We start from the raw sequence: 21,845 nt of genomic DNA, 5'->3' as shown, positions 1-21,845 counted from the left end.
TGTTGTTTGAGCCAGCCAAGTTGAGAAGGGTTGTATCGGCAGGCGGACGAGAACCTGAAACGTTTATTCATAAAACCCGACACACAGTCTTGTACAGCGACCAGCGGTACGATGTCGGCATGCCGCGAAGGCTCATCGAGGGCATATATTCTGTGCTAGTCTGCGGGCCCTTTTAGTTTTGGGCGGTGCGGGAGACAGTGTTTTCAGTACCGTCCTACAGCGGAGCCTCTTCATGTCCGAAGTTAATCTGTCCACCGACGAAACCCGCGTCAGCTACGGTATCGGCCGTCAGTTGGGCGACCAACTGCGCGACAACCCGCCACCGGGCGTGAGCCTGGACGCGATCCTGGCCGGCCTGACCGACGCTTTCGCGGGCAAGCCAAGCCGTGTTGATCAGGAACAAATGGCTGCCAGCTTCAAGGTGATCCGCGAAGTCATGCAAGCTGAAGCAACTGCCAAGGCTGAAGCGGCCGCCGGTGCCGGCCTGGCCTTCCTGGCTGAAAACGCCAAGCGCGAAGGCATCACCACCCTGGCTTCCGGCCTGCAATTTGAAGTGCTGACCCAGGGCGACGGCGCCAAGCCGACCCGTGAAGACCAAGTGCGTACCCACTACCACGGCACCCTGATCGACGGCACGGTGTTCGACAGCTCCTACGAGCGTGGCCAGCCAGCCGAATTCCCGGTCGGCGGCGTGATCGCCGGTTGGACCGAAGCTCTGCAACTGATGAATGCCGGCAGCAAATGGCGCCTGTACGTGCCGAGCGAGCTGGCTTACGGCGCTCAAGGCGTTGGCAGCATCCCGCCGCACAGCGTTCTGGTGTTTGACGTCGAGCTGCTCGACGTTCTGTAAGACTGTTGGCTGATCACCTGTAGGAGCGAGTTTGCTCGCTCCTACAGTGTTGGGTGGCGTAGCTCATGGATGAAACTTGCCATTGAGCTCAGTGGTCGGGCGCAAGGCTCGGGCATAGCAGAACAGAAACAGGTTACGCACCACCTCTTTGAGCACACCGGGTTCGCTCGAACTCAGGCCGTTGACGTCCAGGTCGCCCTGGTCTTGCAGTTCATTCAACGCTTCTTCTTCAAGCACCGCGCAGACTTCGCCGGTTTCCCGATGCAGGATCCGCAGGTAAGGGTGTGGGCGATCCAGCCAGGCGTCGATCAAATAAGTCATGGTCAATTCTCCTTGATGAGTTTCAATGAGAATAATTCTTATTCGCTGAATAGCAAGTGCCTATTGGCGATTTTCTGTTTTTTCTGGAAGGGCATTGCGTTCGGTCAACGCAGAGGGCGAAACGCCATCCCGCGGCGGGCGCGGGATGGAAGCAGCAGATTCAGACTTTGCGCACGAACTCGGACTTGAGTTTCATCGGGCCGATGCCGTCGATCTTGCAATCGATATCGTGGTCGCCGTCGCACAGGCGAATGTTCTTCACCTTGGTGCCGACTTTTACCACCAGCGAGGTGCCCTTGACCTTGAGGTCTTTGATCACGGTGATGGTGTCGCCGTCCCGCAGCACGTTGCCCACGGAGTCCTTCTTAACGGTTTCATCGCCGGCTGCTTCGGTCTCGCCATTGGCGGACCACTCATGGGCGCATTCCGGGCAGATCAGTTGAGTGCCGTCTTCGTAGGTGAATTCGGAATTGCATTTCGGGCAGGGTGGCAAAGTGCTCACTTGCGCTCCTTAAAGGTCAGGATGGCTAAAGTCGCACATTGTATAGGGATTTATGGTCTTACAGGTTGAATGAAATCTAAATGTGGAAGGAGACAAGCTCCTCCCACATTGAATGACTTAGTGCGTACGGGCTACCGCGAACTCACTCAGCTCAACCAGGGCGTCCCGGTATTCGCTGGCGGGCAGGGCATCCAGGCACTGAATGGCACGGGCTACGTAGTCACGGGCCAGTTGCGCGGTGTATTCCAGCGAACCAGACGCCTCGACGGCCTCACGGATGCTTTCGAGGTCTTCGATCCCGCCTTTCTGGATGGCTTTGCGCACCAGGGCTGCCTGCTCCGGCGTACCTTCGCGCATGGTGTAGATCAGTGGCAGGGTGGGCTTGCCTTCGGCCAGGTCGTCGCCGACGTTCTTGCCCAGGGTTTCGGCGTCGCCACGGTAGTCGAGCAAATCGTCCACCAACTGGAATGCCACGCCCAGATGATCGCCGAACGTACGCAAGGCTTCGGCCTGCTCGGCGGTCGCGCCGCACAACGCGGCGGCGCTGTGGGTGGAGGCCTCGAAGAGCATCGCGGTTTTGCCGCGAATCACTTCCATATAGGTTTCTTCGGTGGTGCTGGCGTCGCGCACCTTGGACAGTTGCAGCACTTCGCCCTCGGCGATGATGCGCGTGGCCTGGGACAGGATTTTCATCACCGGCATCGAGCCCAGCTCGACCATCATTTCGAACGAGCGCGAATACAGGAAGTCACCCACCAGCACACTGGGCGCGTTGCCCCACATGGCATTGGCGGTCTCGCGGCCACGGCGCATGCCGGACATGTCGACCACGTCGTCATGCAGCAGGGTGGCGGTGTGCAGGAATTCAATGGTGGCGGCCAGCAGGCGCAGGTCATCGCCTTCGCGGCCCAGGGCCTTGCCGCACAGCAACACTAATAAAGGACGCAGGCGTTTGCCGCCGGCCGACGTAATGTAGTCGCCAATTTTGGAGACCAGCGGCACTTTAGATGTCAGCTGCTGCTTGATGATGCCGTCGACGGCGCTAAAATCGTCCGCGACCGCGCGGTAGAAAGCTTGGGGTTGCATCAGCGACAGTCGCTCCAGAAGGGTTGCGCGGCATGCTAGGACCCAGGCCCCGCAGTGTCAAGGCGCGATGGACGGCCTCTTGCAACACCCATTTACCTTGCGTACAATCGCGCACCCTGAACTTCCTGGGCAGCACCTGCCTTACGCAATTGCATTCGGGACGTCCATCCCATGCAGCCATGCCAGCCAATACCTCTTCTTATAAAGCGCTGGGTGAGCAGGATTATCGGAGAAATACCATGTCGTACGCAGTAATTGTTACTGGTGGCAAGCAATACAAGGTCGCCCCAGGTGAATACCTGAAGATCGAAAAACTGGAAATCGCTACCGGCGAATCCGTGACTTTTGATCGCGTTCTGTTGGTCGCCAATGGCGATGACGTGAACATCGGCGCTCCAGTCGTTGCTGGCGCTACCGTTGTGGCTGAAGTGATCTCCCAAGGTCGTCACGATAAAGTCCGCATCATCAAGTTCCGTCGTCGTAAGCACCACATGAAGCGTATGGGCCACCGCCAGTGGTACACCGAGATCAAAATCACCGGTATTCAGGCTTAATTTCAGCCTAATTCCTCACTAGGAGAATTGACTCATGGCACACAAAAAAGCTGGTGGTAGTACCCGTAACGGTCGCGACTCAGAAGCCAAACGCCTTGGCGTGAAGATGTATGGCGGCCAGAAAATCATTCCGGGCAACATCATCGTGCGTCAGCGCGGCACCCAATTCCACGCTGGCTACGGCGTTGGCATGGGTAAAGATCACACCCTCTTCGCTAAAATCGAAGGCGTGATCAAGTTTGAAGTAAAAGGCGCGTTCAACCGCCGTTACGTGAGCGTTGTCGCAGCTTAATTGCGAGATCGCTGGAAAAGCCCTGTCTTGCGACGGGGCTTTTTCGTTTGTGGAGTGAGTCTCTTGCAAAGCTGTTTGTGATGGGCAAGAGCAGCGGATTTTGCGGATGTTGCTTGAGGTCGCTGCGCTCATTTTTGCAAGAGTCTTATGTCTTGGTTTCTTAAGCTCGTCCATGCGACGAGAGGCGTTTTGTTATGAAGTTCGTTGATGAAGTTTCCATCCGAGTAAAAGCAGGCGACGGCGGTAACGGTTGCATGAGTTTCCGTCGCGAAAAATTCATCGAAAACGGTGGCCCCAACGGCGGCGACGGCGGTGACGGCGGTTCCATCTACATGATGGCCGACGAAAACCTCAACACCCTGGTCGACTACCGTTACACCCGGCACTTCGATGCCGAGCGTGGCTCCAACGGCGGCAGCACCGACTGCACCGGTAAGAAGGGTGAAGACCTGGTCCTGCGCGTACCCGTAGGCACCACGATCATCGACTCGGCGACCCAGGAAGTGATCGGCGACCTGACCAAGGCCGGTCAGAAACTGATGGTGGTACAGGGCGGCTGGCACGGTTTGGGTAACACCCGATTCAAATCCAGTACCAACCGTGCGCCGCGCCAGACTACGCCGGGCAAGCCGGGCGAGCAGCGTGACCTCAAGCTGGAAATGAAAGTACTAGCGGACGTGGGTCTGCTGGGCCTGCCGAACGCTGGCAAGAGTACCTTTATCCGCTCGGTATCGGCCGCCAAGCCGAAAGTCGCCGACTACCCGTTCACCACCCTGGTACCTAACCTGGGCGTGGTCAGCGTTGACCGCTGGAAAAGCTTCGTGATCGCCGACATTCCCGGCCTGATCGAAGGCGCTTCCGACGGTGCTGGCTTGGGTATTCGCTTCCTCAAGCACTTGTCCCGCACCCGGTTGCTGCTGCACCTCGTCGACATGGCACCGCTGGATGACACCAGTGCACCAGACGCCGCCGAAGTGATCGTCAGCGAGCTGACCAAGTTCAGCCCCTCCCTGGCCGAGCGTGATCGTTGGCTGGTGCTGAACAAGTGCGACCAGATCCTCGAAGAAGAACACGAGGAACGCGTCAAGGAAATCGTTGATCGCCTGGAATGGACCGGTCCGGTCTATGTGATCTCGGCCATCGCCAAAGAAGGCACCGAGCGCCTGACCCGCGACATCATGCGCTACCTGGAAGACCGCGCCGACCGCCTGGCGGCCGATCCAGTGTTCAAGGCCGAACTGGCCGAGCTCGACCAGCGTATCGAAGACGAAGCGCGCGCCCAACTGCAGGCCCTGGATGACCAGCGTGCCCTGCGCCGTAGCGGCGTGAAGTCGGTCCACGACATCGGCGACGATGATTGGGACGAAGAAGACGTGGATGACGAAGACGGTCCGGAAATCATTTACGTGCGCGACTGATTCGTTGCAGTAAACTTAAGCGCCGCTCACTTGAGCGGCGTTTTGGTATCTGTAGTCTTTAAAGTAGCCACGAATAACGTTATGGGCCGCGCTGGGTCGCGCAGCCCTCACTCTAAGGTTGAAGATGATGCGGAGCAAAGTGACAGGCGCGCAGCGCTGGGTCGTAAAGATCGGCAGTGCGCTGCTGACGGCGGATGGCAAGGGGCTCGATCGCGCAGCCATGAGCGTCTGGGTCGAGCAGATGGTGGCCTTGCATGAGGCCGGTGTTGAATTGGTACTGGTGTCGTCCGGGGCGGTTGCCGCCGGCATGAGCCGCCTCGGCTGGACCGCGCGACCCAGCGCGATGCACGAGCTGCAGGCGGCGGCCGCCATCGGCCAGATGGGCCTGGTGCAAGCCTGGGAATCCAGCTTTGCCGAGCACGGCCGTCACACCGCGCAGATCCTGCTGACCCACGACGACCTGTCCGACCGCAAACGCTACCTGAACGCCCGCAGCACCTTGCGCGCCCTGGTGGAGCTCAAGGTGATCCCGGTGATCAACGAGAACGATACCGTGGTCACCGACGAAATCCGCTTCGGCGACAACGACACCCTGGCCGCCCTGGTGGCCAACCTGGTGGAAGCCGATCTGCTGGTGATCCTCACCGACCGCGACGGCATGTTCGACGCCGACCCGCGCAACAACCCCGATGCCCAGCTTATTTACGAAGCGCGCGCCGATGACCCGGCGCTCGATGCCGTGGCCGGCAGTGTCGGCGGTGCTTTGGGCCGTGGCGGCATGCAGACCAAGCTGCGCGCTGCGCGCCTGGCGGCGCGTTCCGGCGCGCACACCATTATCGTCGGCGGGCGCTTGGAGCGCGTGCTGGACCGTCTCAAGGCCGGCGAGCGCATCGGCACGTTGCTGTCGCCGGAGCGCGGCATGTTGGCGGCGCGCAAGCAGTGGCTGGCGGGGCATTTGCAAACCCGTGGCACCCTGGTGCTGGACGACGGCGCTGTGGCGGCGTTGTCCCAAGGCAACAAAAGCTTGTTGCCGGTTGGCGTCAAGCAAGTGCAGGGCAGCTTCCGCCGTGGCGAGATGGTGGTCTGCGTGGCGCCGGACGGTCGTGAGATCGCCCGCGGCCTGGCCAACTACAGCGCTCTGGAAGCGCAAAAAATCATCGGGCAGCCGTCCGACGCGATTGTCGGTCTATTGGGTTACATGGCGGAGCCGGAACTGGTGCACCGCGATAACCTGATCCTGGTTTAACCAAAGGAATACACGATGCGCGTAATGAAAGGATTGCTCGGCCTGCTGTTGGCCATGCCGCTGCTGGCGTCTGCCGAGGAAGTTGGCCAGGTGTCGACGGTGTTCAAGTTCGTCGGCCCCAATGACCGAATCGTGGTCGAAGCGTTCGATGACCCCAAGGTCGACGGCGTGACCTGCTACCTCTCGCGCGCCAAGACTGGCGGCGTGAAAGGCGGCCTTGGTCTGGCCGAAGACCGCGCCGAAGCCTCGATCGCCTGCCGTCAGGTCGGGCCGATCCGCTTCAAGGGCGAACTCAAGGATGGCGATGAAGTGTTCAAGGAGCGCACCTCGCTGGTGTTCAAGACCATGCAGGTAGTGCGTTTCCTCGACAAGAAGCGCAATACCCTGGTGTACCTGGTCTACAGCGACCGCCTGATCGAGGGCAGCCCGCAGAATGCCGTCACGGCGATTCCGATTTTGCCGTGGCCGACCGCTCAGTAACCCGCAGGCGGGTTTTGTAATCGCCGTCTATGATTGCAGGCTTGCGGTCTGTACTCTCGAACAGCCGCAATGCATAGAACATGGGATATCTGGAGTTCGTCATGAGTGCTTTCCACGACCTGAAACTCAAAGCTTTAGACGGACAGGAGCTGCCGCTGGCGCCTTTCAAGGGGCAAGTTGTGCTGGTGGTCAACGTTGCGTCCAAGTGCGGTTTGACCCCGCAATATGCGGCGTTGGAAAACCTCTACCAACAGTACAAAGGCCGCGGATTTACCGTGCTGGGCCTGCCGTGCAACCAGTTTGCCGGCCAGGAACCCGGCAGCGAGGAAGAAATCCGCGCGTTCTGCAGCCTGAACTACGACGTGACCTTCCCCCTGGGTAGCAAACTCGACGTGAATGGCCCTGAGCGTCACCAGTTGTACCGCCTGCTGGCGGGCGAGGGTGCTGAGTTTCCTGGGGATATCACCTGGAACTTCGAAAAATTCCTGCTGGGTAAAGATGGCCGCGTGCTTGCGCGCTTCTCGCCGCGCACGGCGCCCGATGATCCGACGGTCATTCAGGCCATCGAAAAAGCCTTGTCCTGATCCCCCTCACCTGTGGGCGCGAGCATGTTCGCGCCTGCAGGTGTTCGGCGTTTCTAAGCCTTAATCACTCAGATCAATAGTGCTACTCCACACACGGTGCTGGCCATATTATCCGCATCATAAATCCAGCCCTTCGTGGAGTGCTCCCATGCCTGCCCAAGCCTTGTTCAAACCGTTCCAGCTCGGTGCGCTGCACTTGCCGACCCGTGTGGTCATGGCGCCGATGACCCGTTCGTTCTCGCCCGGCGGCGTGCCCAATGCCAAAGTTGTCGAGTACTACCGCCGCCGTGCCGCCGCAGGCGTGGGTCTGATCATTACCGAAGGCACCGTGGTGGGTCATAAAGCCTCCAACGGCTACCCGAACGTCCCGCATTTCTATGGCGAAGCTGCTCTGGCCGGTTGGAAGAAAGTGGTGGACGCCGTGCACGCCGAGGGTGGCAAGATTGTCCCGCAGTTGTGGCATGTAGGCAGCGTACGCCGCATAGGCACCGAGCCAGACGCTAGCGTACCGGCCTACGGCCCGATGGAAAAACTCAAGGATGGCAACGTGGTCGTCCACGGCATGACCGCCCAGGACATCCAGGACGTCATCGCCGCCTTCGCCCAAGCGGCCAAAGACGCGCAACGTATCGGCATGGACGGCGTGGAAATCCACGGCGCCCACGGCTATCTGGTAGACCAGTTCTTCTGGGAAGGCAGCAACCAGCGCACCGACGAGTACGGCGGCAGCCTGGCCAACCGCTCGCGGTTCGCCATCGAGCTGATCCAAGCGACCCGCGCCGCTGTGGGCCCGGACTTTCCGATCATCTTCCGTTTCTCCCAGTGGAAACAACAGGACTACACCGCACGCCTGGTACAAACCCCCGAAGCGCTGGGTGAGTTCCTAAAGCCGTTGTCTGACGCGGGTGTGGATATTTTCCACTGCTCCACGCGGCGTTTTTGGGAGCCGGAGTTCGAAGGTTCCGACCTTAATCTGGCCGGCTGGACTCGCCAGCTCACCGGTAAACCCACCATCACCGTCGGCAGCGTCGGCTTGGATGGCGAGTTCCTGCAATTCATGGTCAACACCGACAAGGTCGCCCAACCGGCCAGCCTGGAAAAACTGCTGGAGCGTCTGAACAACGATGAGTTCGACTTGGTTGCCGTAGGTCGTGCGCTGCTGGTGGACCCGGATTGGGCCGTCAAGGTGCGCGAAGGCCGCGAAGCCGACATCCTTCCGTTCAGTCGTGAGGCGTTGACGACCCTGGTGTAAGCGGCGACAGGGCGGGTGCCAGGTGCCCGCCCTCGCAGACACCGCGCAATTGGCGCTCGAACTGCTCAATGATCGCCGGCCAGCCTTGGCGGCTCGCATGCTGGCGTGCATTCAGGCGTGCCCTGCGCAAACTTTCGCGTTCTTCCAGCAGCCAGTTGGCCGCATCGCAAAACGCGTCCTCATCTCCAGGCATCGCCAGCACACCGTTATAGCCATGGCGGATGTGCTGGGTCGCGGCCGCCTGATCGTACGCCACCACGCCCAATCCTGAGGCCATGGCTTCCAACACAACATTGCCGAAGGTTTCTGTGAGGCTCGGAAACAGGAACAGGTCCCCCGAGGCATAGTGCCTGGCCAGGGTCTCGCCGCGCTGGGTGCCGCAGAAGATTGCGTCCGGAAGGTCGCGCTCCAGTTGAGGCCGCTGAGGGCCGTCGCCGACGATGATTAATTTCAGTCGGCGCTGTGGATAAGTGGTCTGCAAGGACTCGAAGCAACGTTTGAGCAACCCGAGGTTTTTTTCCTGGGCCAGTCGCCCGACATGCAGCACCGCCACATCCTCGTTGCCCAACCCCCAACTGTCGCGCAGTGCATTGTCGCGTTTGGCCGGGTGGAAGAGTTGGCTGTCGACGCCGCGCGACAGCATGCCCAGGCGCTCGAAATGTCGGCGTTCCAGTTCCAGGCGTTGGCTGGCGCTGGGCACCAGCGTCAAGCTGGAACGGTTATGGAACCAGCGCAGATAGTGGGTGACCATCCGGCTTAACAGGCTCAGGCCATATTGGTTCGAGTACTGCTGGAAATTGGTGTGGAAACCACTGACCACGCTGATCCCCAAACGCCGCGCCGCCCGCAACGCCGACAACCCCAAGGGGCCTTCGGTGGCGATGTACAGCACATCCGGGCGCTGACGTGTCCAGCGTCGTAGCAACTTGTGCATCGACGATTGGCCCCATTGCAGCCCCGGATAACCTGGCAGCGGCCAGCCACGACACAGTAGCAATTGGGCGTCGCTCGGGCGGCTCTGGTCAACGCTCTGGCGTGGGCGCACCAGTTCGACTTGATGGCCACGGGCGCGCAAACCATCGCACAAGCGGCCGAGGGTATTGGCCACCCCGTTGATCTCTGGCGGGAAGGTTTCGGTAATCAGGGTGATGTGAAGCGAAGCTGTCGTCATGACCCACAGTCTCACTGTGGGCCATGTCGTCAATGTGTCATCGGGATGATGGATTTATGACGGGTGTCGCTTTGTGTTGCTGCGCCATGGCCTCGGCCCCTTGTTCACGTACCCAGAAGAGCGTTGCGCCGGCCACCGCCGCCGGCATCATCAACAGGTTGACCACCGGCACCAATAGCACCAGATAGACGACGCCGCCGAAGCTCATGCTCTGCCAGCGTTTCTGCCGCAGCCAGGCGAGCATTTCGTTCCAGCCCAGTTTGTGGTTGTCCGCCGGGTAGTCGATGTACTGGATCGCCATCATCCATACGCCGAACAGCAGCCACAGCGGTGCGGCGACCAGGTTGACCACCGGAATGAACGACAGGATAAACAGGCCGATGGCCCGTGGCAGGAAGTAACCCAGCTTGCGCATTTCCCGGGCCAGGGTGCGGGGAACCATGGCGATCAGTTCGCCCCAACTGAAGGGCGGGAAGTCATCGGTGCCCCGCACCACCACTTCGACCTTCTCCGCCAGGAAGCCATTGAACGGCGCCGCGATGATGTTGGCGAGCATAGTGAAGGTGAAAAACACCATCAGCACCACCAGCACCACAAACAGTGGCCACAGCAGATAATTGAGAAAACTCAGCCAACTGGGCAGGGTCGGCATCAAGTGGTCGACCCAGAGGCTGAACTGATGGCCGGCAAAATAGATCAGGCCGACGAACAAGATCAGGTTGATCGCCAGCGGCAGCAGCACAAACAAACGCAGGCCGGGGCTCAACACCAGTTTGAGGCCCTCGCGCAGGTATTGCGGGCCGGAAAGTACAGGGGCGGGCATGACGAACTCCGAGCAGAATGACGAACGCGCCGACCTTACCGGCTTTGTCTTCAGGGCGAAAGCGTGGTCAGCGCGACGACATCAAAGGTAACAAACGCGTCGATCAAGGGCGTCGACTGCATAGAGACCGCCTATGAGCTGGATTGTTAATCCGTATTTCCTTAATCTTGCCCCCCTCTATACGCTGCACCCATTATTTTTCAGGATCTGCGAGTTCAAGCCTTCCCCAAGTGCTTCGCAGTCCTTTTTTTATTCCAGCCGTCTTGTGGTTCGGGCGGTCGATAGGAGCGAGTCATGTCTGATACCCGTCATTCGCGAGTGATTATTCTCGGTTCCGGCCCTGCCGGTTACAGCGCTGCCGTCTATGCGGCCCGCGCCAACCTCAAGCCGCTGCTGATCACCGGCATGCAGGCGGGCGGTCAGCTGACCACCACCACCGAAGTCGACAACTGGCCGGGCGACGTCCACGGCCTGACCGGCCCGGCGCTGATGGAGCGTATGAAAGAACACGCCGAGCGCTTTGAGACCGAAATTGTTTTCGACCACATCAACCAGGTCGATTTCTCGAAGAAGCCTTACAGCCTGACCGGCGACAGCGGCGTGTACACCTGTGATGCCCTGATCATCGCCACCGGTGCCAGCGCCCGTTACCTGGGCCTGCCGTCGGAAGAAGCGTTTATGGGCAAGGGCGTGTCCGCCTGCGCCACCTGCGACGGTTTCTTCTACCGTAACAAGCCGGTCGCCGTGGTTGGTGGCGGCAACACTGCCGTGGAAGAGGCGCTGTACCTGGCCAACATCGCCAGCACCGTGACCCTGATCCACCGTCGTGAGACCTTCCGTGCCGAAAAGATCCTGATCGACAAGCTGCACGCCCGCGTCGCCGAAGGCAAAATCATCCTCAAGCTCAACGCCACCCTGGACGAAGTCCTGGGCGACAATATGGGCGTGACCGGTGCTCGCCTGAAAAACAACGACGGCAGCTTCGACGAGCTGAAAGTCGACGGTGTGTTCATCGCCATCGGCCACACCCCGAACACTTCGCTGTTCGAAGGCGTATTGGAAGCCAAGGACGGTTACCTGGTGGTACAGGGCGGCCGTGAAGGCAACGCCACCGCCACCAACATCGAAGGTATCTTCGCCGCCGGTGACGTGGCTGACCATGTATACCGTCAGGCCATCACCTCGGCCGGCGCCGGTTGCATGGCGGCCCTGGATGCCGAGCGTTACCTCGACGGTTTGAAGGACGCTGCGTTCTAAAGTGCCCATATAAAAAAACCGGCTGCGAGGCCGGTTTTTTTTGGACACCGCTATCGGGGGCAAGCCCCCTCCCACACTGAATCTGCGTTTGCCTTCAGCTTGGCGCATTGTGGAGGCATGGACCCGATCAGATTTGTGGGAGGGGGCTTGCCCCCGATGCAGATGTACCCGCTGCAGAATAGTTGGCTGACCTGACCCTATCTGGGCAAGTCTATTACCTGCATCTGACTCAGGACTTGCGCGTCAGGGGCGGTGCCGCAAATTTCACCCCGGCCAACCCATGGGCCATCAACGCGCGAATATTGCCATGGTCACTGCCCTCCGGCGTGGCCACCACCGCACGGTAGTGCTCCCCAAACGCCAGCAGCGCTTCCTGATCGCTCAAGCCTTCCAGCAGGGCCAATCCCAGGGTCTTGCACGAACCTTCGTTCTGCAAAGCGGCGTTTTCCACGTTGCCATTGGTGAACGCTTGGGGCTGGTAATCGTAACCGGCCGCGACAAACGCCAGGGTATCGGCAAAAACGTGCTCGCCACTGTTAAGGCTGGCGCGCAGAGTGTTCAGATCAGTCATGGGGTTTTCCTTGGGCGAACGCGGCCTGTTGCTCGGCGCTGGCTTCTTTCTGGTATTGGGCTTTCCACTCGGCGTACGGCATGCCGTACACCACTTCACGGGCGTCATCGAGGCTCAGCTCGATCTGGCGCTCATCGGCCTCGGCCTTGTACCACTTGGACAGGCAATTGCGGCAGAAGCCGGCGAGGTTCATCAGGTCGATATTCTGCACGTCCTTGCGGCTGTCCAGATGCGCTACCAGTCGGCGGAAGGCAGCGGCTTCGAGTTCGAGGCGTTGTTGATCGTTCATAGTGGAGCTCTTCGAGGCAGCTTCAAGCGGGTGAGCTTCAAGCTGCAAGTTGGAATGGGGTTGGCCATTAGCTTGCAGCTTATAGCTAGCGGCTTGCAGCTAACGTTATCGACACCGACTCGGCAAACCGCAGCGCGTGGGGCTTGTCCACTTCGACTTCGGCATACAGCACCGATGCGTTGCTCATCACCAGGTCCAACAGTTCCTGGGTCAGGCGCTCCAGCAGGGCAAAGCGGTTGCCCTCCACATGGGCAATGATGGCCTTGGTGATGGTGCGGTAGTTCAGCGCGTGGTCGATGTCGTTGTCGCGCACGGCTTCCTGGGCGGCATACAGGATGGTCAGGTTGATCAGCACGTCCTGCTTATTGAGGATTTCGTCCTCATTGATGCCGATATAGGTACGCAGGCACAGGTCCTTGACCCGGATGCGCGCCATGCCTGGTTGAAGTTGTGGCATTGCTACTTGCTCCGTCCAATCAGTTGCAGGAACTCCATGCGCGTGGTGTTCGACTCGCGAAACGCGCCGAGCATCACCGAGGTGTTCATGGTTGAATTCTGTTTCTCCACGCCGCGCATCATCATGCACATGTGCTGGGCCTCGATCACCACGGCCACGCCAGCGGCCTGGGTGACCTCCTGGATCGCATCGGCGATTTGCCGCGTGAGGTTTTCCTGGATCTGCAGGCGTCGGGCGAACATGTCGACGATGCGCGCCAGCTTCGACAGGCCCAGCACGCGGCCGGTCGGGATATACGCCACATGGGCTTTGCCGATAAAGGGCAGCAGGTGGTGCTCGCACAGCGAATACAGCTCGATGTCCTTGAGGATCACCATCTCGTCATTGTCGGAGGCGAACAGCGCGCCATTGACGATCTCTTCCAGGTTCTGCTCGTAGCCATGACACAGGTATTGCATGGCTTTGGCGGCGCGCTTGGGGGTATCGAGCAAGCCTTCGCGTTCCGGGTCTTCGCCCAGGCCCATGAGGATCTCGCGGTAATGGTGGGGCAGGGAAAAGGTCATACAACATCCTCAAAACGGCTTACTTGATATGCCGCCCGCCATTGACGGTCAGGGTGGTACCGGTGACATAAGGGTTATCCAACAGGTAACGCACGCTCTGGTAGATCACGTCGGGGCCGGGCTCGATGCCCAGTGCCGATTTGGCCAGGACTTTGGCGCGATAGGCCGCGTCATCACCCTCGTTGAACATCACCATGGCCGGCGCAATGCCGTTGACCTTGATCCGCGGCGCGAACTGCGCGGCGAACGACAGGGTCAGGCTGTCGAGCCCGGCCTTGGTGGCGCAATAGGCGATGTGCTGGCGGCTGCCCTTGCGCACCACGTCATCGCTGATATGCACGATATCGGCGGGTGAAGAGCGTTGCAGCAAAGGTGAACAATGCAGGTTGATCAGGTACGGCGCAAGCATGTGCACATTGAACATGTCGATAAACGCGCGGCTTTCATCACCCGGGGTTTCCGCGATCCAGGCCGAGGCGTTATGAATGATCGCGCGCAGGCTTTGAGTGCGGGTGTGCACTTGCGCGATAAACGCCAGCACCCCGGCCTCGCTGGAGAAGTCAGCGAAGATGCCGATCGCGCCGCGTTCGCGCAAGGCCTGCACGCCGGGGCGTTCGCTGCGGTAACTGAAAATAACCGGTTGACCCTCGTCCAGCAGGCGATGGGCGCAATGCAGGCCGACACGCTGGCCGGCGCCGGTGATCAGGATCGGGGCGTTCGTTGCAGTCATGGGAGGCTCGCGTCGCTGGCAGGCTCGAATCATACCAGCGACACGCGGCCTCTGTATTTACGCCGCCGCTTCGGTGGTCTTGGGCGGTGGCGGGGTGGGGTGCAGCCAGTTCGCCAGCAGGTGGGTCGACAGCGGGATGAACAGGTAAACCATCAGTGGCGTCAGCGCCAGGGTACTGACCAGCACCCGAGGCACCAGCTCCAGCCCGTTGAGCAGCGGCCCCAACACAAAGTTGAACAGCAGCGACACCGGGAAAAAGGCCAGCCAGATCGCCACGGCCTGCTTCCAGCGCGGTGGACGTGCACCTACTGCGCCGAACCAACCGTCGATGCCACGCACACGGTGCTCGGACGGGTCGGCAAACAAGTCGCTGCCCCGGCTCAGCCAGGCACTGCGCGACGCCGAAAACTCCCAGGCGTGCAGGGTCTGTTCATCGGCGAACCGGAAAATGATCTGGAACTCATCGTCGTTGGGCGGTGGCGCGAGTACGCCCGAGCCCAGGTAACCAGGGAAGTCGGTGGCCAATTGCTCGCCTTCGCGCAGCCAGGCCATCAGTTCTTCGTAGCGTCCCTTGGCCACACGGCGGGCGACCATCAGGGTGACGGGAGAGGTAGACATTGTGTATCTCCAAATAGACAGGTGCGCTTGACCGGGTAGGTGGCACACAGACGAGGCTGCGGGGTAATGCAGCGACGTGGAAAAAACAGGCAAGGATTATTCCTGAATTCAGCCAATACACCAGCGACATTGGTCTGAAAAGCACAGGCCTTGAAATAGACAGCTTTAAAGGCGTTAAATGAGGCCCCGCTTACCGTTGGTTCTTTGGTCTTAAATGCCTGTGATCATTGCCCCTGTTGATAGTATTTCGCATTCAGATTCGACGGATTCCCAAGAGCTGTTTCCGATCCGCGAAGTGTCCAGAATGACAGGCATCAACCCCGTCACCCTGCGTGCCTGGGAGCGACGCTACGGTCTGATCCAGCCAATGCGCACCGAAAGTGGGCATCGGTTGTACTCTCGGCACGATATTGAGACGGTCAATCGCATTCTCAGTTGGGTCGAGCGTGGCGTGGCGGTCAGTAAAGTGGGCAAGATTCTCGCCCGGGATGCTCGCCAGGCTGAAGCGGTCCGCGCCGAAGGGGTTGCGCCGCAGGAGAATGAATGGCTGCAGTTACAGGCACGGCTGAGACAGGCCATCAGTGGTTTCGATGACCGCCAACTGGAGAGCCTGTACGGCCAGGTGCTTGCCACCTACCCCGTCAGCGTCGCATTCCAAGACATCCTGATGCCGTTATGGAGTGAGCTGCTGCGCCATCAAGGACGCTTCGGCCAGGCCAGTGAATGGTTGTTCTTCGACGCCTTCCTGCGCATGCAAGTATCGCAGCGTCTGCAACTGGCAAGCGCCGCAGCACCGCGTCGGGTTTTACTGGCGGCTCTGCCGGGCGAATGCCGTAAGTTGGAATTGCTGGTGGCGGGCTTGCTGATGGCGCGCGACGGCCTAGCCGTGAGGGTGCTCGGGATGGGCCAGCCTTTCGACGAGTTGACGCTGGTCTGCCAGAAGATCCAGCCCCAGGCGCTGGTGATCTTCTCCAATCATGCCCATAACCACGACCTGGCTGCGCGGTTGAACCGCCTGGCGCAAACCCTGGATTGCCCGCTATTTATCGCCGGGGATGCTTCGGACCTGGCCGAAAACGACCTGGCGGGCTCTTCCATCGGCTGCTTGGGCAATGACGGGCCGGTGATGCAGCGCCGCTTGCAGCAGTTCCTCAGCGGCAGCCTCGATACCTGATTTCAGGCGTGCACGTGCGGGTGCGCCAGGCGGTGCTGGTGCAGGATGAAGTGGCGCAGGCGTTCGGTTTCGTCCACGTTGCTCTGGCTAATGCGATAGGCGAACAGGCCCCGCGCGGTTTCCCGTTGCAGCGTGCCGCGCAGGGCGATGCGCTCGTAGCCGGAAGGGCTGAACCACAACGCGAAGGTTTTCGGCGGCTTGAAGCGCCCGCGGATTTCCACCAGCACGCCTTTGAATGACACCTCATGCACCCACAGGGCGCCAGGGATGCCCCGGATATTCTCCAATGCCACCGGCGTTTCCAGTGCCAGCCGCCACGGGCGAATCATGGGCCCGTCTTCGAAAATACTCGGCACGCCTAGCCGCAGATGCACAGCATTGAACTCGTCCTCTACCAACTGCAAAGGGAAGGTCAGTTGCTGGTTGTCGAACTGCGCCTGGATGGTCACATGGTCATGAGCCGCGAGGCGGGTGAGTAGATCGCGAATCTGCGCGCCGCCGTTGACGGTCAGGCTCGACGAAGAATCCCGCAGGTTGAGTTGCGGGTTGTGCTGCATGTTCTGAATGAAGTCCAGTTCATCCTGGGTCAGAAGTGCGTTGCGTGGCATCGCCGTTGCTCGGTAGGAGGTGCTAAAGCGCCATTATCCCCTTTAGTGATTCTGTTTTCTAAATTTTGTTTGAGCCGCTGGTCGCGCGAAGGGCGGCCAGCTCGGCCTTGACCTGGGCCAGTTCGGCTTCCAACTGGGCCACGCGTTGTTGGGCCTTGACCTGCTGGGTGACGTCCTTCTGCACACCGACAAAATACGTCTGCTTGTCGGCCTGGTTATAAACCGTCGAAAGAGAAAGCTCATTCCAGAAATGACTGCCGTCCTTGCGGTAATTACGCAGGATTTCTCGGCAGGCGCCGCCGCTCTCCAGCGTGTCGCGAATGGCCATCAGCGCGGGTTGGTCGCGATCGCCCGATTGCAGGAAGCGGCAGTCCTGATAGAGGATTTCATCCAAGGTGTAACCGGTCAGCCGTTCGAATGCCGGGTTGACGTAAATCAGTGGTTTGTCTTTGCCTTCGCGTTCGGCGACGACGATACCGTCGTTCGACGCATTGATGACCAGTTGCATCAGCTTGGCATTAATCATTGAGCGGTCCATGGCATGTCGGTGGAATGTGCAGTTTATGGCAAGTGCTGAATCTTGCACGGGGCGCCGCGAAATTTTTGCGCCAGCTGTTAATATCCCAGGTTTTCGCTCAACTACAGGATCAGATTGATGAAAGTCGCCATCCTTTCCGGCTCGGTGTACGGCACCGCAGAAGAAGTGGCCCGCCACGCCGTCGGCCTCCTCAAAGCCGCAGGCTTCGAGGCCTGGCACGATCCTCGCGCCACCCTGGCGGACGTGCAGGCGTATGCCCCCCAGGCGCTCGTGGCCGTGACGTCCACCACCGGCATGGGTGAATTGCCCGACAACCTCCAGCCTCTGTACTCGACACTTCGCGATCAACTACCTGCCGCTTTGCGCGGTTTGCCTGGCGCGGTAATCGCCCTGGGCGACGCCAGCTACGGCGATACCTTCTGCGCCGGTGGCGAGCAGATGCGCGAGCTGTTCGGCGAGCTGGGCGTGAGCGAAGTGCTGCCGATGCTGCGCCTGGATGCCAGCGAAAGCGTGACCCCGGAAACCGACGCCGAACCGTGGCTGGGCGAGTTGATCACGGCACTGCGCGGTTGAGTGGGTACTCACGCAACAGTGCCAGCCAGGCTTGGGCGGCTTTCGACAGATAAGCGCCTTCGCGCCAGATAAAAGCAATGTCCCAACGCAGATAATCCGGCGCTTGCAGGGGCACGCGCACCACCCCTGGACGCACCAGCCCACGGGCGACCACGCTGGGTAGCAGCACCACGCCCTGGCCGGCCGCGACCAGGGCCGCAAGGAAATCCGCCTGGCCGCTGCGCCCGGCTTCCTTGGGGGTAAAGCCCAGGCTTTGGCAGGCTTGCAGCAGCCGATCATTCAACACGAAGCTGCGCTGGTACATCAGGAACGGTGTGTCGGCCAGCGCCTCCAGGCGTACCTGTGGTTGTTGCGCCAAGGGGTGATCCACGGGCAGCAACGCGTCCAGCGGTTCATCGCAGAACGCCTGCCAGGCAAACGCCGGGTCGCTGGGCATCAGGCTGCCGCCCACTTCCAATTCGCCGTTGAGAATCGCCTGTTCGATGCTACGCGTGCCGCCTTCCAGCAATTGGATAGTCACGTTGGGGTAGCGTCGGCGGTATTCGGCAAATAGCTCGGCGAACAAGGTATCGCCGCCTAGCTGCGGCAGGCCCAGGCGTAACTCGCCACGGGTGAGCTGTTGCATGTCGTCCAGTTCGCTCTGCAGTTCGCTTTGCAAGCGCAGCATGGCTTCGGCGCGTTGCAACACGACGCGGCCAGCGGCGGTCAGGCGAATGTGCGAACCAGTGCGCTCCAGCAGCGGCGTGCCGAGGCTGTATTCCAATTGTGCGACCTGCTTACTGACCGCCGATTGGCTGATATGCAGGGTTTTACCGGCCTGGGTAAACCCGCCGCGATGAACCACTTCGACAAAACTGCGCAGCTGTTTGAATTCCATGGGTCCGATTCCAGTCTGGAATGGCTGGCAGTCTAACAATTCGCTTCGGGGATAGGCATGGGCTCTTTAAAATAGAAGCCCTGCGAGGACCCCAACCATGAATCGTCTTACCTTTAAACCCCTTGGCCGCCTGTTGACCGAACTGGTGGTGTTGCTGGCTATCTACCTGCTGGGATGCCAATTAGCCGCCTGGCTGGCCTGGCCGATTCCCGGCGGCGTGGTGGGCCTGGGCCTGTTGCTGGTGGCCTTCGCCAGTGGCTTGGTGCAACCGGCCACGCTGCAATTTGGCGCCGGTGTGTTAATGGCGGAAATGCTGCTGTTCTTTATTCCTGCATTGATGAGCCTGTTGGACTACGGCGGCCTGGTACGCAACGAAGGCTGGCGCATCCTGCTGGTGATCGGTTGCAGCACATTGGCTGTAATGCTGGTCACGGCGTTTACCGTGGAGCTGGTGTGCCGCTGGAGGTTGCGCCATGAAGTTTGAACTGATGCCGTTGTTCTGGCTTGCGCTGACCCTCGGCGCCTATGTCTTCAGCCGTTGGTTGTATCGACGCACCGGGCGTTATCTGTTGTCGCCGTTGGTCCTGGTGCCGGTGTTGCTGCTGGCGGTGGCGGTGCCGATGCATACCGCCTATGCCGAATACGCCACCGACACCCACTGGTTGATTGGGGTGCTAGGCCCGGTCACCGTGGCGTTCGCGGTGCCTATCTGGCAGCAGCGCCGTTTGTTGGCGCGACACTGGTCGGCGTTGTTGCTGGGGATGGTGGCGGGCAGCGCAGCCTCCATCGCCACCTCGTTTGGCCTGGCCAAAGCGCTGGCGTTGGACAGCTCGGTGGCGTTGTCGCTGGTGCCGCGCTCGATCACTACGCCGTTCGCCATGCCGGTGTCATCCGACCTTGGCGGGGTGCCGGAACTCACGGCTGTATTCGTGATGTTCACCGGGGTGATCGGCGCCATGCTCGGCGGCGTGTTGCTCAAATGGCTGCCGTTGCGCACGCCGTTGGCGCGTGGCGCGCTGTTCGGGGTAGGCGCCCACGGTGCGGGTGTGAGCCGCGCCCATGAGGTGGGTGGCGAAGAAGGCTCGGTGGCCGGCCTGGTGATGGTGCTGACCGGCCTGCTCAACCTGTTTGCCGCGCCTTTATTGGCGGCGCTTCTCTGACGGCGCTTGGACGAATTTCAACTATTCTCAAAGCTGACTCGCACAGTCATCAAGCTGGCTGCCAAGGCGACTCCGCCAGCCAAGGCGCCTGACTAGACTGGCCCATCCCAAAAAAAAACAATAAGAACGTGCGCCAAGGAGGTCATCACCGTGAGCCTAGCCCCGGTTGTATCGCCACACAATGTCCAGGCCCAGGTCAGCGCTGCCGAGTGGCAAACGCGTGTCGACCTTGCCGCGTGCTATCGCCTGGTAGCGATGCATGGTTGGGACGATCTGATCTTCACCCATATATCGGCCAAAGTGCCGGGCACCGACGATTTCCTGATCAACCCCTACGGCCTGATGTTCCACGAGATTACCGCGTCGAGCCTGGTCAAGGTCGACCAGGCCGGCAACAAGCGCATGGACAGCCCCTATGACATCAACCCGGCCGGCTACACCATCCACAGCGCCATCCATGAAGTGCGCCACGATGTGACCTGCGTGCTGCACACCCACACCGCCGCCGGTGTCGCCGTGGCTGCGCAGAAACAGGGCGTATTGCCCATCAGTCAGCAATCGATCTTCGTGCTCTCCAGCCTGGCCTATCACGCTTACGAAGGGGTGGCGCTGAACCACGAGGAAAAGGCCCGCCTGCAAGCCGATCTGGGCGACAGTCACTTTCTGATGTTGCACAACCATGGCCTGCTGACCTGCGGCGCTAGCATCGCCGACACATTCCTGATGATGTTTATCTTCCAGCGCGCCTGCGAAATCCAAGTACTGGCGCAAACCGGCGGTGCCGAGCTGATTGGCATCGAGCCGCAGATTCTCGCGGGAGCGAAGGCCATGAGCGCGGCCGTCACCAAGAGCGCTCAAGGCATGGGCGGCGCGCTGGCCTGGCCGGCGTTGCTGCGTAAGCTGGACCATCAAAACCCTGGGTATAAAACCTGATGCCAATCGCCGAGATCCCGCTTCGAGCCTGGCGCAAGCGTGGCCAGGATTTCGACTTTCATGGCCGTACCATCCGCTACTGGGTAGCGGGGCAGGGCGAGCCGCTGTTGCTGATCCACGGTTTTCCCACGGCCAGTTGGGACTGGCATTACCTGTGGCAAGCCCTGGCCCAGCGCTACCTAGTGATCGCCTGCGACATGCTCGGTTTCGGCGATTCGGACAAGCCCCTGGACCATGGCTACTGCCTGTTGGAACAGGCGGATTTGCAGCAGGCCCTGCTCGACCATCTGTGTGTGGATCAACCGGTACATGTGTTGGCCCACGACTATGGCGACAGCGTCGCCCAAGAACTGTTGGCGCGGCACTATGAAGGCCGCTTCCGCATGGCCAGTGGGGTGTTTCTCAACGGTGGGCTGTTTCCGGAAACCCATCGCCCGGCGCTGGTGCAGAAACTCTTGCTCAGCCCATTGGGTTGGATGATCGGGCGGGCCTTCGGGCGCAATGCCCTGTCGAAAAGCTTCAGCCAGATTTTCGGCCCCTCCACCCGCCCCAGCGAAAGTGCCCTGGATGATTACTGGAGCCTGATCAGTTGCAACGATGGCCCGCGCATCCTGCACAAATTGATCGCTTACATCCCCCAGCGTCGGCGCCTGCGCGAGCGTTGGGTGCAGGCCATGCAAAAGGGGGGCGTGCCGTTGCGGGTGATCGACGGCGAGATCGATCCGATTTCCGGTGCCCACATGGTGGAGCGTTACCAGCAGTTGATACCGAATGCTGATACGGTGCTGCTGGCCAATATCGGCCATTACCCACAGGTCGAGGCGCCGGTGCAGGTGCTCAAGCACTACCTGGCATTTCGTGACCGGATCGGGCGGCCCGCGTCGCAGGTGGCCTATTCCTGAGGCGCGCAATTATCCC

The 21,845-nt window shown here is 60.5% G+C and carries 29 protein-coding genes; 15 read left to right on the top strand and 14 right to left on the bottom strand.

All coding sequences use genetic code 11. From position 1 onward, the window contains the following. Positions 1-232: 232 nt before the first annotated feature. Positions 233-850 (top strand): BamJ family beta-barrel-assembly machinery protein, encoded by a 618-nt coding sequence (bamJ, locus tag QRN41_RS09270; RefSeq protein WP_285421469.1) that lies wholly within the window; start codon positions 233-235, stop codon positions 848-850. A gap of 63 nt (positions 851-913) precedes the next feature. Here bamJ and QRN41_RS09265 read toward each other — a convergent pair whose 3' ends face one another. From QRN41_RS09265 to QRN41_RS09255, 3 genes are all read right to left on the bottom strand, one after another. Beyond that, positions 914-1,171 carry a PA4570 family protein gene (locus QRN41_RS09265; protein ID WP_024077374.1) on the bottom strand — a complete coding sequence of 86 codons (258 nt, stop codon included), beginning with the start codon at positions 1,169-1,171 and terminating at the stop codon, positions 914-916. 160 nt (positions 1,172-1,331) lie between these two features. Then, positions 1,332-1,673 carry a zinc ribbon domain-containing protein YjdM gene (locus QRN41_RS09260; protein ID WP_285421468.1) on the bottom strand — a complete coding sequence of 114 codons (342 nt, stop codon included), beginning with the start codon at positions 1,671-1,673 and terminating at the stop codon, positions 1,332-1,334. A gap of 117 nt (positions 1,674-1,790) precedes the next feature. After that, positions 1,791-2,759 carry a polyprenyl synthetase family protein gene (locus QRN41_RS09255; RefSeq protein WP_034139268.1) on the bottom strand — a complete coding sequence of 323 codons (969 nt, stop codon included), beginning with the start codon at positions 2,757-2,759 and terminating at the stop codon, positions 1,791-1,793. A gap of 239 nt (positions 2,760-2,998) precedes the next feature. Here QRN41_RS09255 and rplU point away from each other — a divergent pair, with 239 nt between their 5' ends. The 7 genes from rplU (at position 2,999) to QRN41_RS09220 (ending at position 8,585) form a co-directional block, all read left to right on the top strand. After that, on the top strand, positions 2,999-3,313 hold the full coding sequence (gene rplU / locus QRN41_RS09250) for a 50S ribosomal protein L21 (RefSeq protein ID WP_003176051.1): 315 nt from the start codon (positions 2,999-3,001) through the stop codon (positions 3,311-3,313). Positions 3,314-3,347: 34 nt separating this feature from the next. Next, positions 3,348-3,605 carry a 50S ribosomal protein L27 gene (gene rpmA, locus QRN41_RS09245; RefSeq protein ID WP_003176049.1) on the top strand — a complete coding sequence of 86 codons (258 nt, stop codon included), beginning with the start codon at positions 3,348-3,350 and terminating at the stop codon, positions 3,603-3,605. A 194-nt stretch (positions 3,606-3,799) separates the two neighbouring features. Next, positions 3,800-5,023: an Obg family GTPase CgtA gene (gene cgtA / locus QRN41_RS09240; RefSeq protein ID WP_024077369.1), complete on the top strand. Its 1,224-nt coding sequence runs from the start codon at positions 3,800-3,802 to the stop codon at positions 5,021-5,023. A 127-nt stretch (positions 5,024-5,150) separates the two neighbouring features. Beyond that, positions 5,151-6,269: a glutamate 5-kinase gene (gene proB / locus QRN41_RS09235; RefSeq protein ID WP_034139267.1), complete on the top strand. Its 1,119-nt coding sequence runs from the start codon at positions 5,151-5,153 to the stop codon at positions 6,267-6,269. 15 nt (positions 6,270-6,284) lie between these two features. After that, entirely contained in the window at positions 6,285-6,749 is a 465-nt protein-coding gene (locus tag QRN41_RS09230) for a CreA family protein (protein ID WP_034100556.1), read from the top strand. Between the two features lie 101 nt (positions 6,750-6,850). Further along, positions 6,851-7,333 (top strand): glutathione peroxidase, encoded by a 483-nt coding sequence (locus QRN41_RS09225; protein ID WP_285421467.1) that lies wholly within the window; start codon positions 6,851-6,853, stop codon positions 7,331-7,333. Between the two features lie 148 nt (positions 7,334-7,481). Beyond that, positions 7,482-8,585 (top strand): NADH:flavin oxidoreductase, encoded by a 1,104-nt coding sequence (locus QRN41_RS09220; protein ID WP_094065555.1) that lies wholly within the window; start codon positions 7,482-7,484, stop codon positions 8,583-8,585. On the opposite strand, the gene QRN41_RS09215 is transcribed toward QRN41_RS09220, so the two are convergent. Then, positions 8,554-9,756: a glycosyltransferase family 4 protein gene (locus QRN41_RS09215; protein ID WP_034100553.1), complete on the bottom strand. Its 1,203-nt coding sequence runs from the start codon at positions 9,754-9,756 to the stop codon at positions 8,554-8,556. The genes QRN41_RS09220 and QRN41_RS09215 overlap by 32 nt on opposite strands. Before the next feature lie 37 nt (positions 9,757-9,793). Next, on the bottom strand, positions 9,794-10,579 hold the full coding sequence (gene cysZ / locus QRN41_RS09210; protein WP_034115065.1) for a sulfate transporter CysZ: 786 nt from the start codon (positions 10,577-10,579) through the stop codon (positions 9,794-9,796). Between the two features lie 294 nt (positions 10,580-10,873). On the opposite strand from cysZ, the gene trxB reads away from it, so the two are divergent. Then, positions 10,874-11,836, top strand: a complete 963-nt coding sequence (gene trxB / locus QRN41_RS09205; RefSeq protein WP_034100551.1) for a thioredoxin-disulfide reductase — start codon at positions 10,874-10,876, stop codon at positions 11,834-11,836. 229 nt (positions 11,837-12,065) lie between these two features. Here trxB and QRN41_RS09200 read toward each other — a convergent pair whose 3' ends face one another. From QRN41_RS09200 to QRN41_RS09175, 6 genes are all read right to left on the bottom strand, one after another. Further along, positions 12,066-12,407 carry a HopJ type III effector protein gene (locus QRN41_RS09200; RefSeq protein ID WP_167416595.1) on the bottom strand — a complete coding sequence of 114 codons (342 nt, stop codon included), beginning with the start codon at positions 12,405-12,407 and terminating at the stop codon, positions 12,066-12,068. Then, positions 12,400-12,696 (bottom strand): DUF1244 domain-containing protein, encoded by a 297-nt coding sequence (locus QRN41_RS09195; protein ID WP_034139261.1) that lies wholly within the window; start codon positions 12,694-12,696, stop codon positions 12,400-12,402. The genes QRN41_RS09200 and QRN41_RS09195 overlap by 8 nt, the downstream gene beginning before the upstream one ends. 85 nt (positions 12,697-12,781) lie before the next feature. Next, complete coding sequence (gene folX, locus QRN41_RS09190) at positions 12,782-13,153, bottom strand: dihydroneopterin triphosphate 2'-epimerase (RefSeq protein WP_034100548.1); 372 nt, start codon at positions 13,151-13,153, stop codon at positions 12,782-12,784. Between the two features lie 2 nt (positions 13,154-13,155). Beyond that, positions 13,156-13,716, bottom strand: coding sequence for a GTP cyclohydrolase I FolE (gene folE / locus QRN41_RS09185; protein WP_034100547.1), 561 nt, complete (start codon positions 13,714-13,716; stop codon positions 13,156-13,158). A 19-nt stretch (positions 13,717-13,735) separates the two neighbouring features. Continuing rightward, the gene (gene folM, locus QRN41_RS09180; RefSeq protein ID WP_034115062.1) at positions 13,736-14,446 is read right to left on the bottom strand and encodes a dihydromonapterin reductase; all 711 of its coding nucleotides are present in this window, start codon (positions 14,444-14,446) and stop codon (positions 13,736-13,738) included. Between the two features lie 57 nt (positions 14,447-14,503). Further along, entirely contained in the window at positions 14,504-15,064 is a 561-nt protein-coding gene (locus QRN41_RS09175) for an antibiotic biosynthesis monooxygenase (protein WP_123478651.1), read from the bottom strand. A 214-nt stretch (positions 15,065-15,278) separates the two neighbouring features. On the opposite strand from QRN41_RS09175, the gene QRN41_RS09170 reads away from it, so the two are divergent. After that, positions 15,279-16,238 carry a MerR family transcriptional regulator gene (locus QRN41_RS09170; protein ID WP_167416596.1) on the top strand — a complete coding sequence of 320 codons (960 nt, stop codon included), beginning with the start codon at positions 15,279-15,281 and terminating at the stop codon, positions 16,236-16,238. A 2-nt stretch (positions 16,239-16,240) separates the two neighbouring features. Here the strand turns inward: QRN41_RS09170 and QRN41_RS09165 are convergent, their stop codons facing one another. Both QRN41_RS09165 and QRN41_RS09160 read right to left on the bottom strand, forming a co-directional pair. Beyond that, on the bottom strand, positions 16,241-16,846 hold the full coding sequence (locus QRN41_RS09165; protein ID WP_034100543.1) for a hypothetical protein: 606 nt from the start codon (positions 16,844-16,846) through the stop codon (positions 16,241-16,243). A gap of 58 nt (positions 16,847-16,904) precedes the next feature. After that, positions 16,905-17,372: a PAS domain S-box protein gene (locus QRN41_RS09160; RefSeq protein WP_167416598.1), complete on the bottom strand. Its 468-nt coding sequence runs from the start codon at positions 17,370-17,372 to the stop codon at positions 16,905-16,907. A gap of 129 nt (positions 17,373-17,501) precedes the next feature. On the opposite strand from QRN41_RS09160, the gene QRN41_RS09155 reads away from it, so the two are divergent. Further along, positions 17,502-17,957 (top strand): flavodoxin, encoded by a 456-nt coding sequence (locus QRN41_RS09155; RefSeq protein ID WP_167416599.1) that lies wholly within the window; start codon positions 17,502-17,504, stop codon positions 17,955-17,957. Here the strand turns inward: QRN41_RS09155 and QRN41_RS09150 are convergent. After that, on the bottom strand, positions 17,938-18,834 hold the full coding sequence (locus tag QRN41_RS09150; RefSeq protein ID WP_034115059.1) for a LysR family transcriptional regulator: 897 nt from the start codon (positions 18,832-18,834) through the stop codon (positions 17,938-17,940). The two genes, QRN41_RS09155 and QRN41_RS09150, sit on opposite strands and share 20 nt — an antisense overlap. Positions 18,835-18,931: 97 nt before the next feature. Here QRN41_RS09150 and QRN41_RS09145 point away from each other — a divergent pair, with 97 nt between their 5' ends. The 4 genes from QRN41_RS09145 to QRN41_RS09130 all read left to right on the top strand — a co-directional run bounded on the left by QRN41_RS09145 (position 18,932) and on the right by QRN41_RS09130 (position 21,829). Next, the gene (locus tag QRN41_RS09145) at positions 18,932-19,318 is read left to right on the top strand and encodes a CidA/LrgA family protein (RefSeq protein WP_167416600.1); all 387 of its coding nucleotides are present in this window, start codon (positions 18,932-18,934) and stop codon (positions 19,316-19,318) included. Further along, positions 19,308-19,994, top strand: a complete 687-nt coding sequence (locus QRN41_RS09140) for an LrgB family protein (protein WP_034139253.1) — start codon at positions 19,308-19,310, stop codon at positions 19,992-19,994. Before QRN41_RS09145 ends, QRN41_RS09140 begins: the two co-directional genes overlap by 11 nt. Before the next feature lie 150 nt (positions 19,995-20,144). Further along, on the top strand, positions 20,145-20,927 hold the full coding sequence (locus QRN41_RS09135; RefSeq protein WP_167416601.1) for a class II aldolase/adducin family protein: 783 nt from the start codon (positions 20,145-20,147) through the stop codon (positions 20,925-20,927). Further along, on the top strand, positions 20,927-21,829 hold the full coding sequence (locus tag QRN41_RS09130; RefSeq protein ID WP_167416602.1) for an alpha/beta fold hydrolase: 903 nt from the start codon (positions 20,927-20,929) through the stop codon (positions 21,827-21,829). Before QRN41_RS09135 ends, QRN41_RS09130 begins: the two co-directional genes overlap by 1 nt. The last annotated feature ends 16 nt before the right edge of the window (positions 21,830-21,845 follow it).

Origin of the sequence: Pseudomonas sp. efr-133-TYG-23, from assembly GCF_030209215.1 — a bacterium.
Taxonomy (GTDB): domain Bacteria; phylum Pseudomonadota; class Gammaproteobacteria; order Pseudomonadales; family Pseudomonadaceae; genus Aquipseudomonas; species Aquipseudomonas rhodesiae.
This window is presented reverse-complemented; position numbering and strand designations above follow the sequence as displayed.

What these genes read in the sequence shown, in the direction of transcription:
- QRN41_RS09140 (WP_034139253.1), top strand. Translation starts at nt 19,308, where the DNA reads ATGAAGTTTGAACTGATGCCGTTGTTCTGGCTTGCGCTGACCCTCGGC.
- QRN41_RS09170 (WP_167416596.1), top strand. Translation starts at nt 15,279, where the DNA reads ATGCCTGTGATCATTGCCCCTGTTGATAGTATTTCGCATTCAGATTCG.
- cysZ (WP_034115065.1), bottom strand. Translation starts at nt 10,579, where the DNA reads ATGCCCGCCCCTGTACTTTCCGGCCCGCAATACCTGCGCGAGGGCCTC.
- trxB (WP_034100551.1), top strand. Translation starts at nt 10,874, where the DNA reads ATGTCTGATACCCGTCATTCGCGAGTGATTATTCTCGGTTCCGGCCCT.
- QRN41_RS09195 (WP_034139261.1), bottom strand. Translation starts at nt 12,696, where the DNA reads ATGAACGATCAACAACGCCTCGAACTCGAAGCCGCTGCCTTCCGCCGA.
- QRN41_RS09145 (WP_167416600.1), top strand. Translation starts at nt 18,932, where the DNA reads ATGAATCGTCTTACCTTTAAACCCCTTGGCCGCCTGTTGACCGAACTG.
- QRN41_RS09155 (WP_167416599.1), top strand. Translation starts at nt 17,502, where the DNA reads ATGAAAGTCGCCATCCTTTCCGGCTCGGTGTACGGCACCGCAGAAGAA.
- QRN41_RS09165 (WP_034100543.1), bottom strand. Translation starts at nt 16,846, where the DNA reads ATGCCACGCAACGCACTTCTGACCCAGGATGAACTGGACTTCATTCAG.
- bamJ (WP_285421469.1), top strand. Translation starts at nt 233, where the DNA reads ATGTCCGAAGTTAATCTGTCCACCGACGAAACCCGCGTCAGCTACGGT.
- QRN41_RS09175 (WP_123478651.1), bottom strand. Translation starts at nt 15,064, where the DNA reads ATGTCTACCTCTCCCGTCACCCTGATGGTCGCCCGCCGTGTGGCCAAG.
- QRN41_RS09220 (WP_094065555.1), top strand. Translation starts at nt 7,482, where the DNA reads ATGCCTGCCCAAGCCTTGTTCAAACCGTTCCAGCTCGGTGCGCTGCAC.
- cgtA (WP_024077369.1), top strand. Translation starts at nt 3,800, where the DNA reads ATGAAGTTCGTTGATGAAGTTTCCATCCGAGTAAAAGCAGGCGACGGC.
- QRN41_RS09225 (WP_285421467.1), top strand. Translation starts at nt 6,851, where the DNA reads ATGAGTGCTTTCCACGACCTGAAACTCAAAGCTTTAGACGGACAGGAG.
- QRN41_RS09200 (WP_167416595.1), bottom strand. Translation starts at nt 12,407, where the DNA reads ATGACTGATCTGAACACTCTGCGCGCCAGCCTTAACAGTGGCGAGCAC.
- QRN41_RS09160 (WP_167416598.1), bottom strand. Translation starts at nt 17,372, where the DNA reads ATGATTAATGCCAAGCTGATGCAACTGGTCATCAATGCGTCGAACGAC.
- folM (WP_034115062.1), bottom strand. Translation starts at nt 14,446, where the DNA reads ATGACTGCAACGAACGCCCCGATCCTGATCACCGGCGCCGGCCAGCGT.
- folX (WP_034100548.1), bottom strand. Translation starts at nt 13,153, where the DNA reads ATGCCACAACTTCAACCAGGCATGGCGCGCATCCGGGTCAAGGACCTG.
- QRN41_RS09150 (WP_034115059.1), bottom strand. Translation starts at nt 18,834, where the DNA reads ATGGAATTCAAACAGCTGCGCAGTTTTGTCGAAGTGGTTCATCGCGGC.
- proB (WP_034139267.1), top strand. Translation starts at nt 5,151, where the DNA reads ATGCGGAGCAAAGTGACAGGCGCGCAGCGCTGGGTCGTAAAGATCGGC.
- QRN41_RS09255 (WP_034139268.1), bottom strand. Translation starts at nt 2,759, where the DNA reads ATGCAACCCCAAGCTTTCTACCGCGCGGTCGCGGACGATTTTAGCGCC.
- QRN41_RS09130 (WP_167416602.1), top strand. Translation starts at nt 20,927, where the DNA reads ATGCCAATCGCCGAGATCCCGCTTCGAGCCTGGCGCAAGCGTGGCCAG.
- QRN41_RS09265 (WP_024077374.1), bottom strand. Translation starts at nt 1,171, where the DNA reads ATGACTTATTTGATCGACGCCTGGCTGGATCGCCCACACCCTTACCTG.
- QRN41_RS09215 (WP_034100553.1), bottom strand. Translation starts at nt 9,756, where the DNA reads ATGACGACAGCTTCGCTTCACATCACCCTGATTACCGAAACCTTCCCG.
- rplU (WP_003176051.1), top strand. Translation starts at nt 2,999, where the DNA reads ATGTCGTACGCAGTAATTGTTACTGGTGGCAAGCAATACAAGGTCGCC.
- QRN41_RS09230 (WP_034100556.1), top strand. Translation starts at nt 6,285, where the DNA reads ATGCGCGTAATGAAAGGATTGCTCGGCCTGCTGTTGGCCATGCCGCTG.
- folE (WP_034100547.1), bottom strand. Translation starts at nt 13,716, where the DNA reads ATGACCTTTTCCCTGCCCCACCATTACCGCGAGATCCTCATGGGCCTG.
- rpmA (WP_003176049.1), top strand. Translation starts at nt 3,348, where the DNA reads ATGGCACACAAAAAAGCTGGTGGTAGTACCCGTAACGGTCGCGACTCA.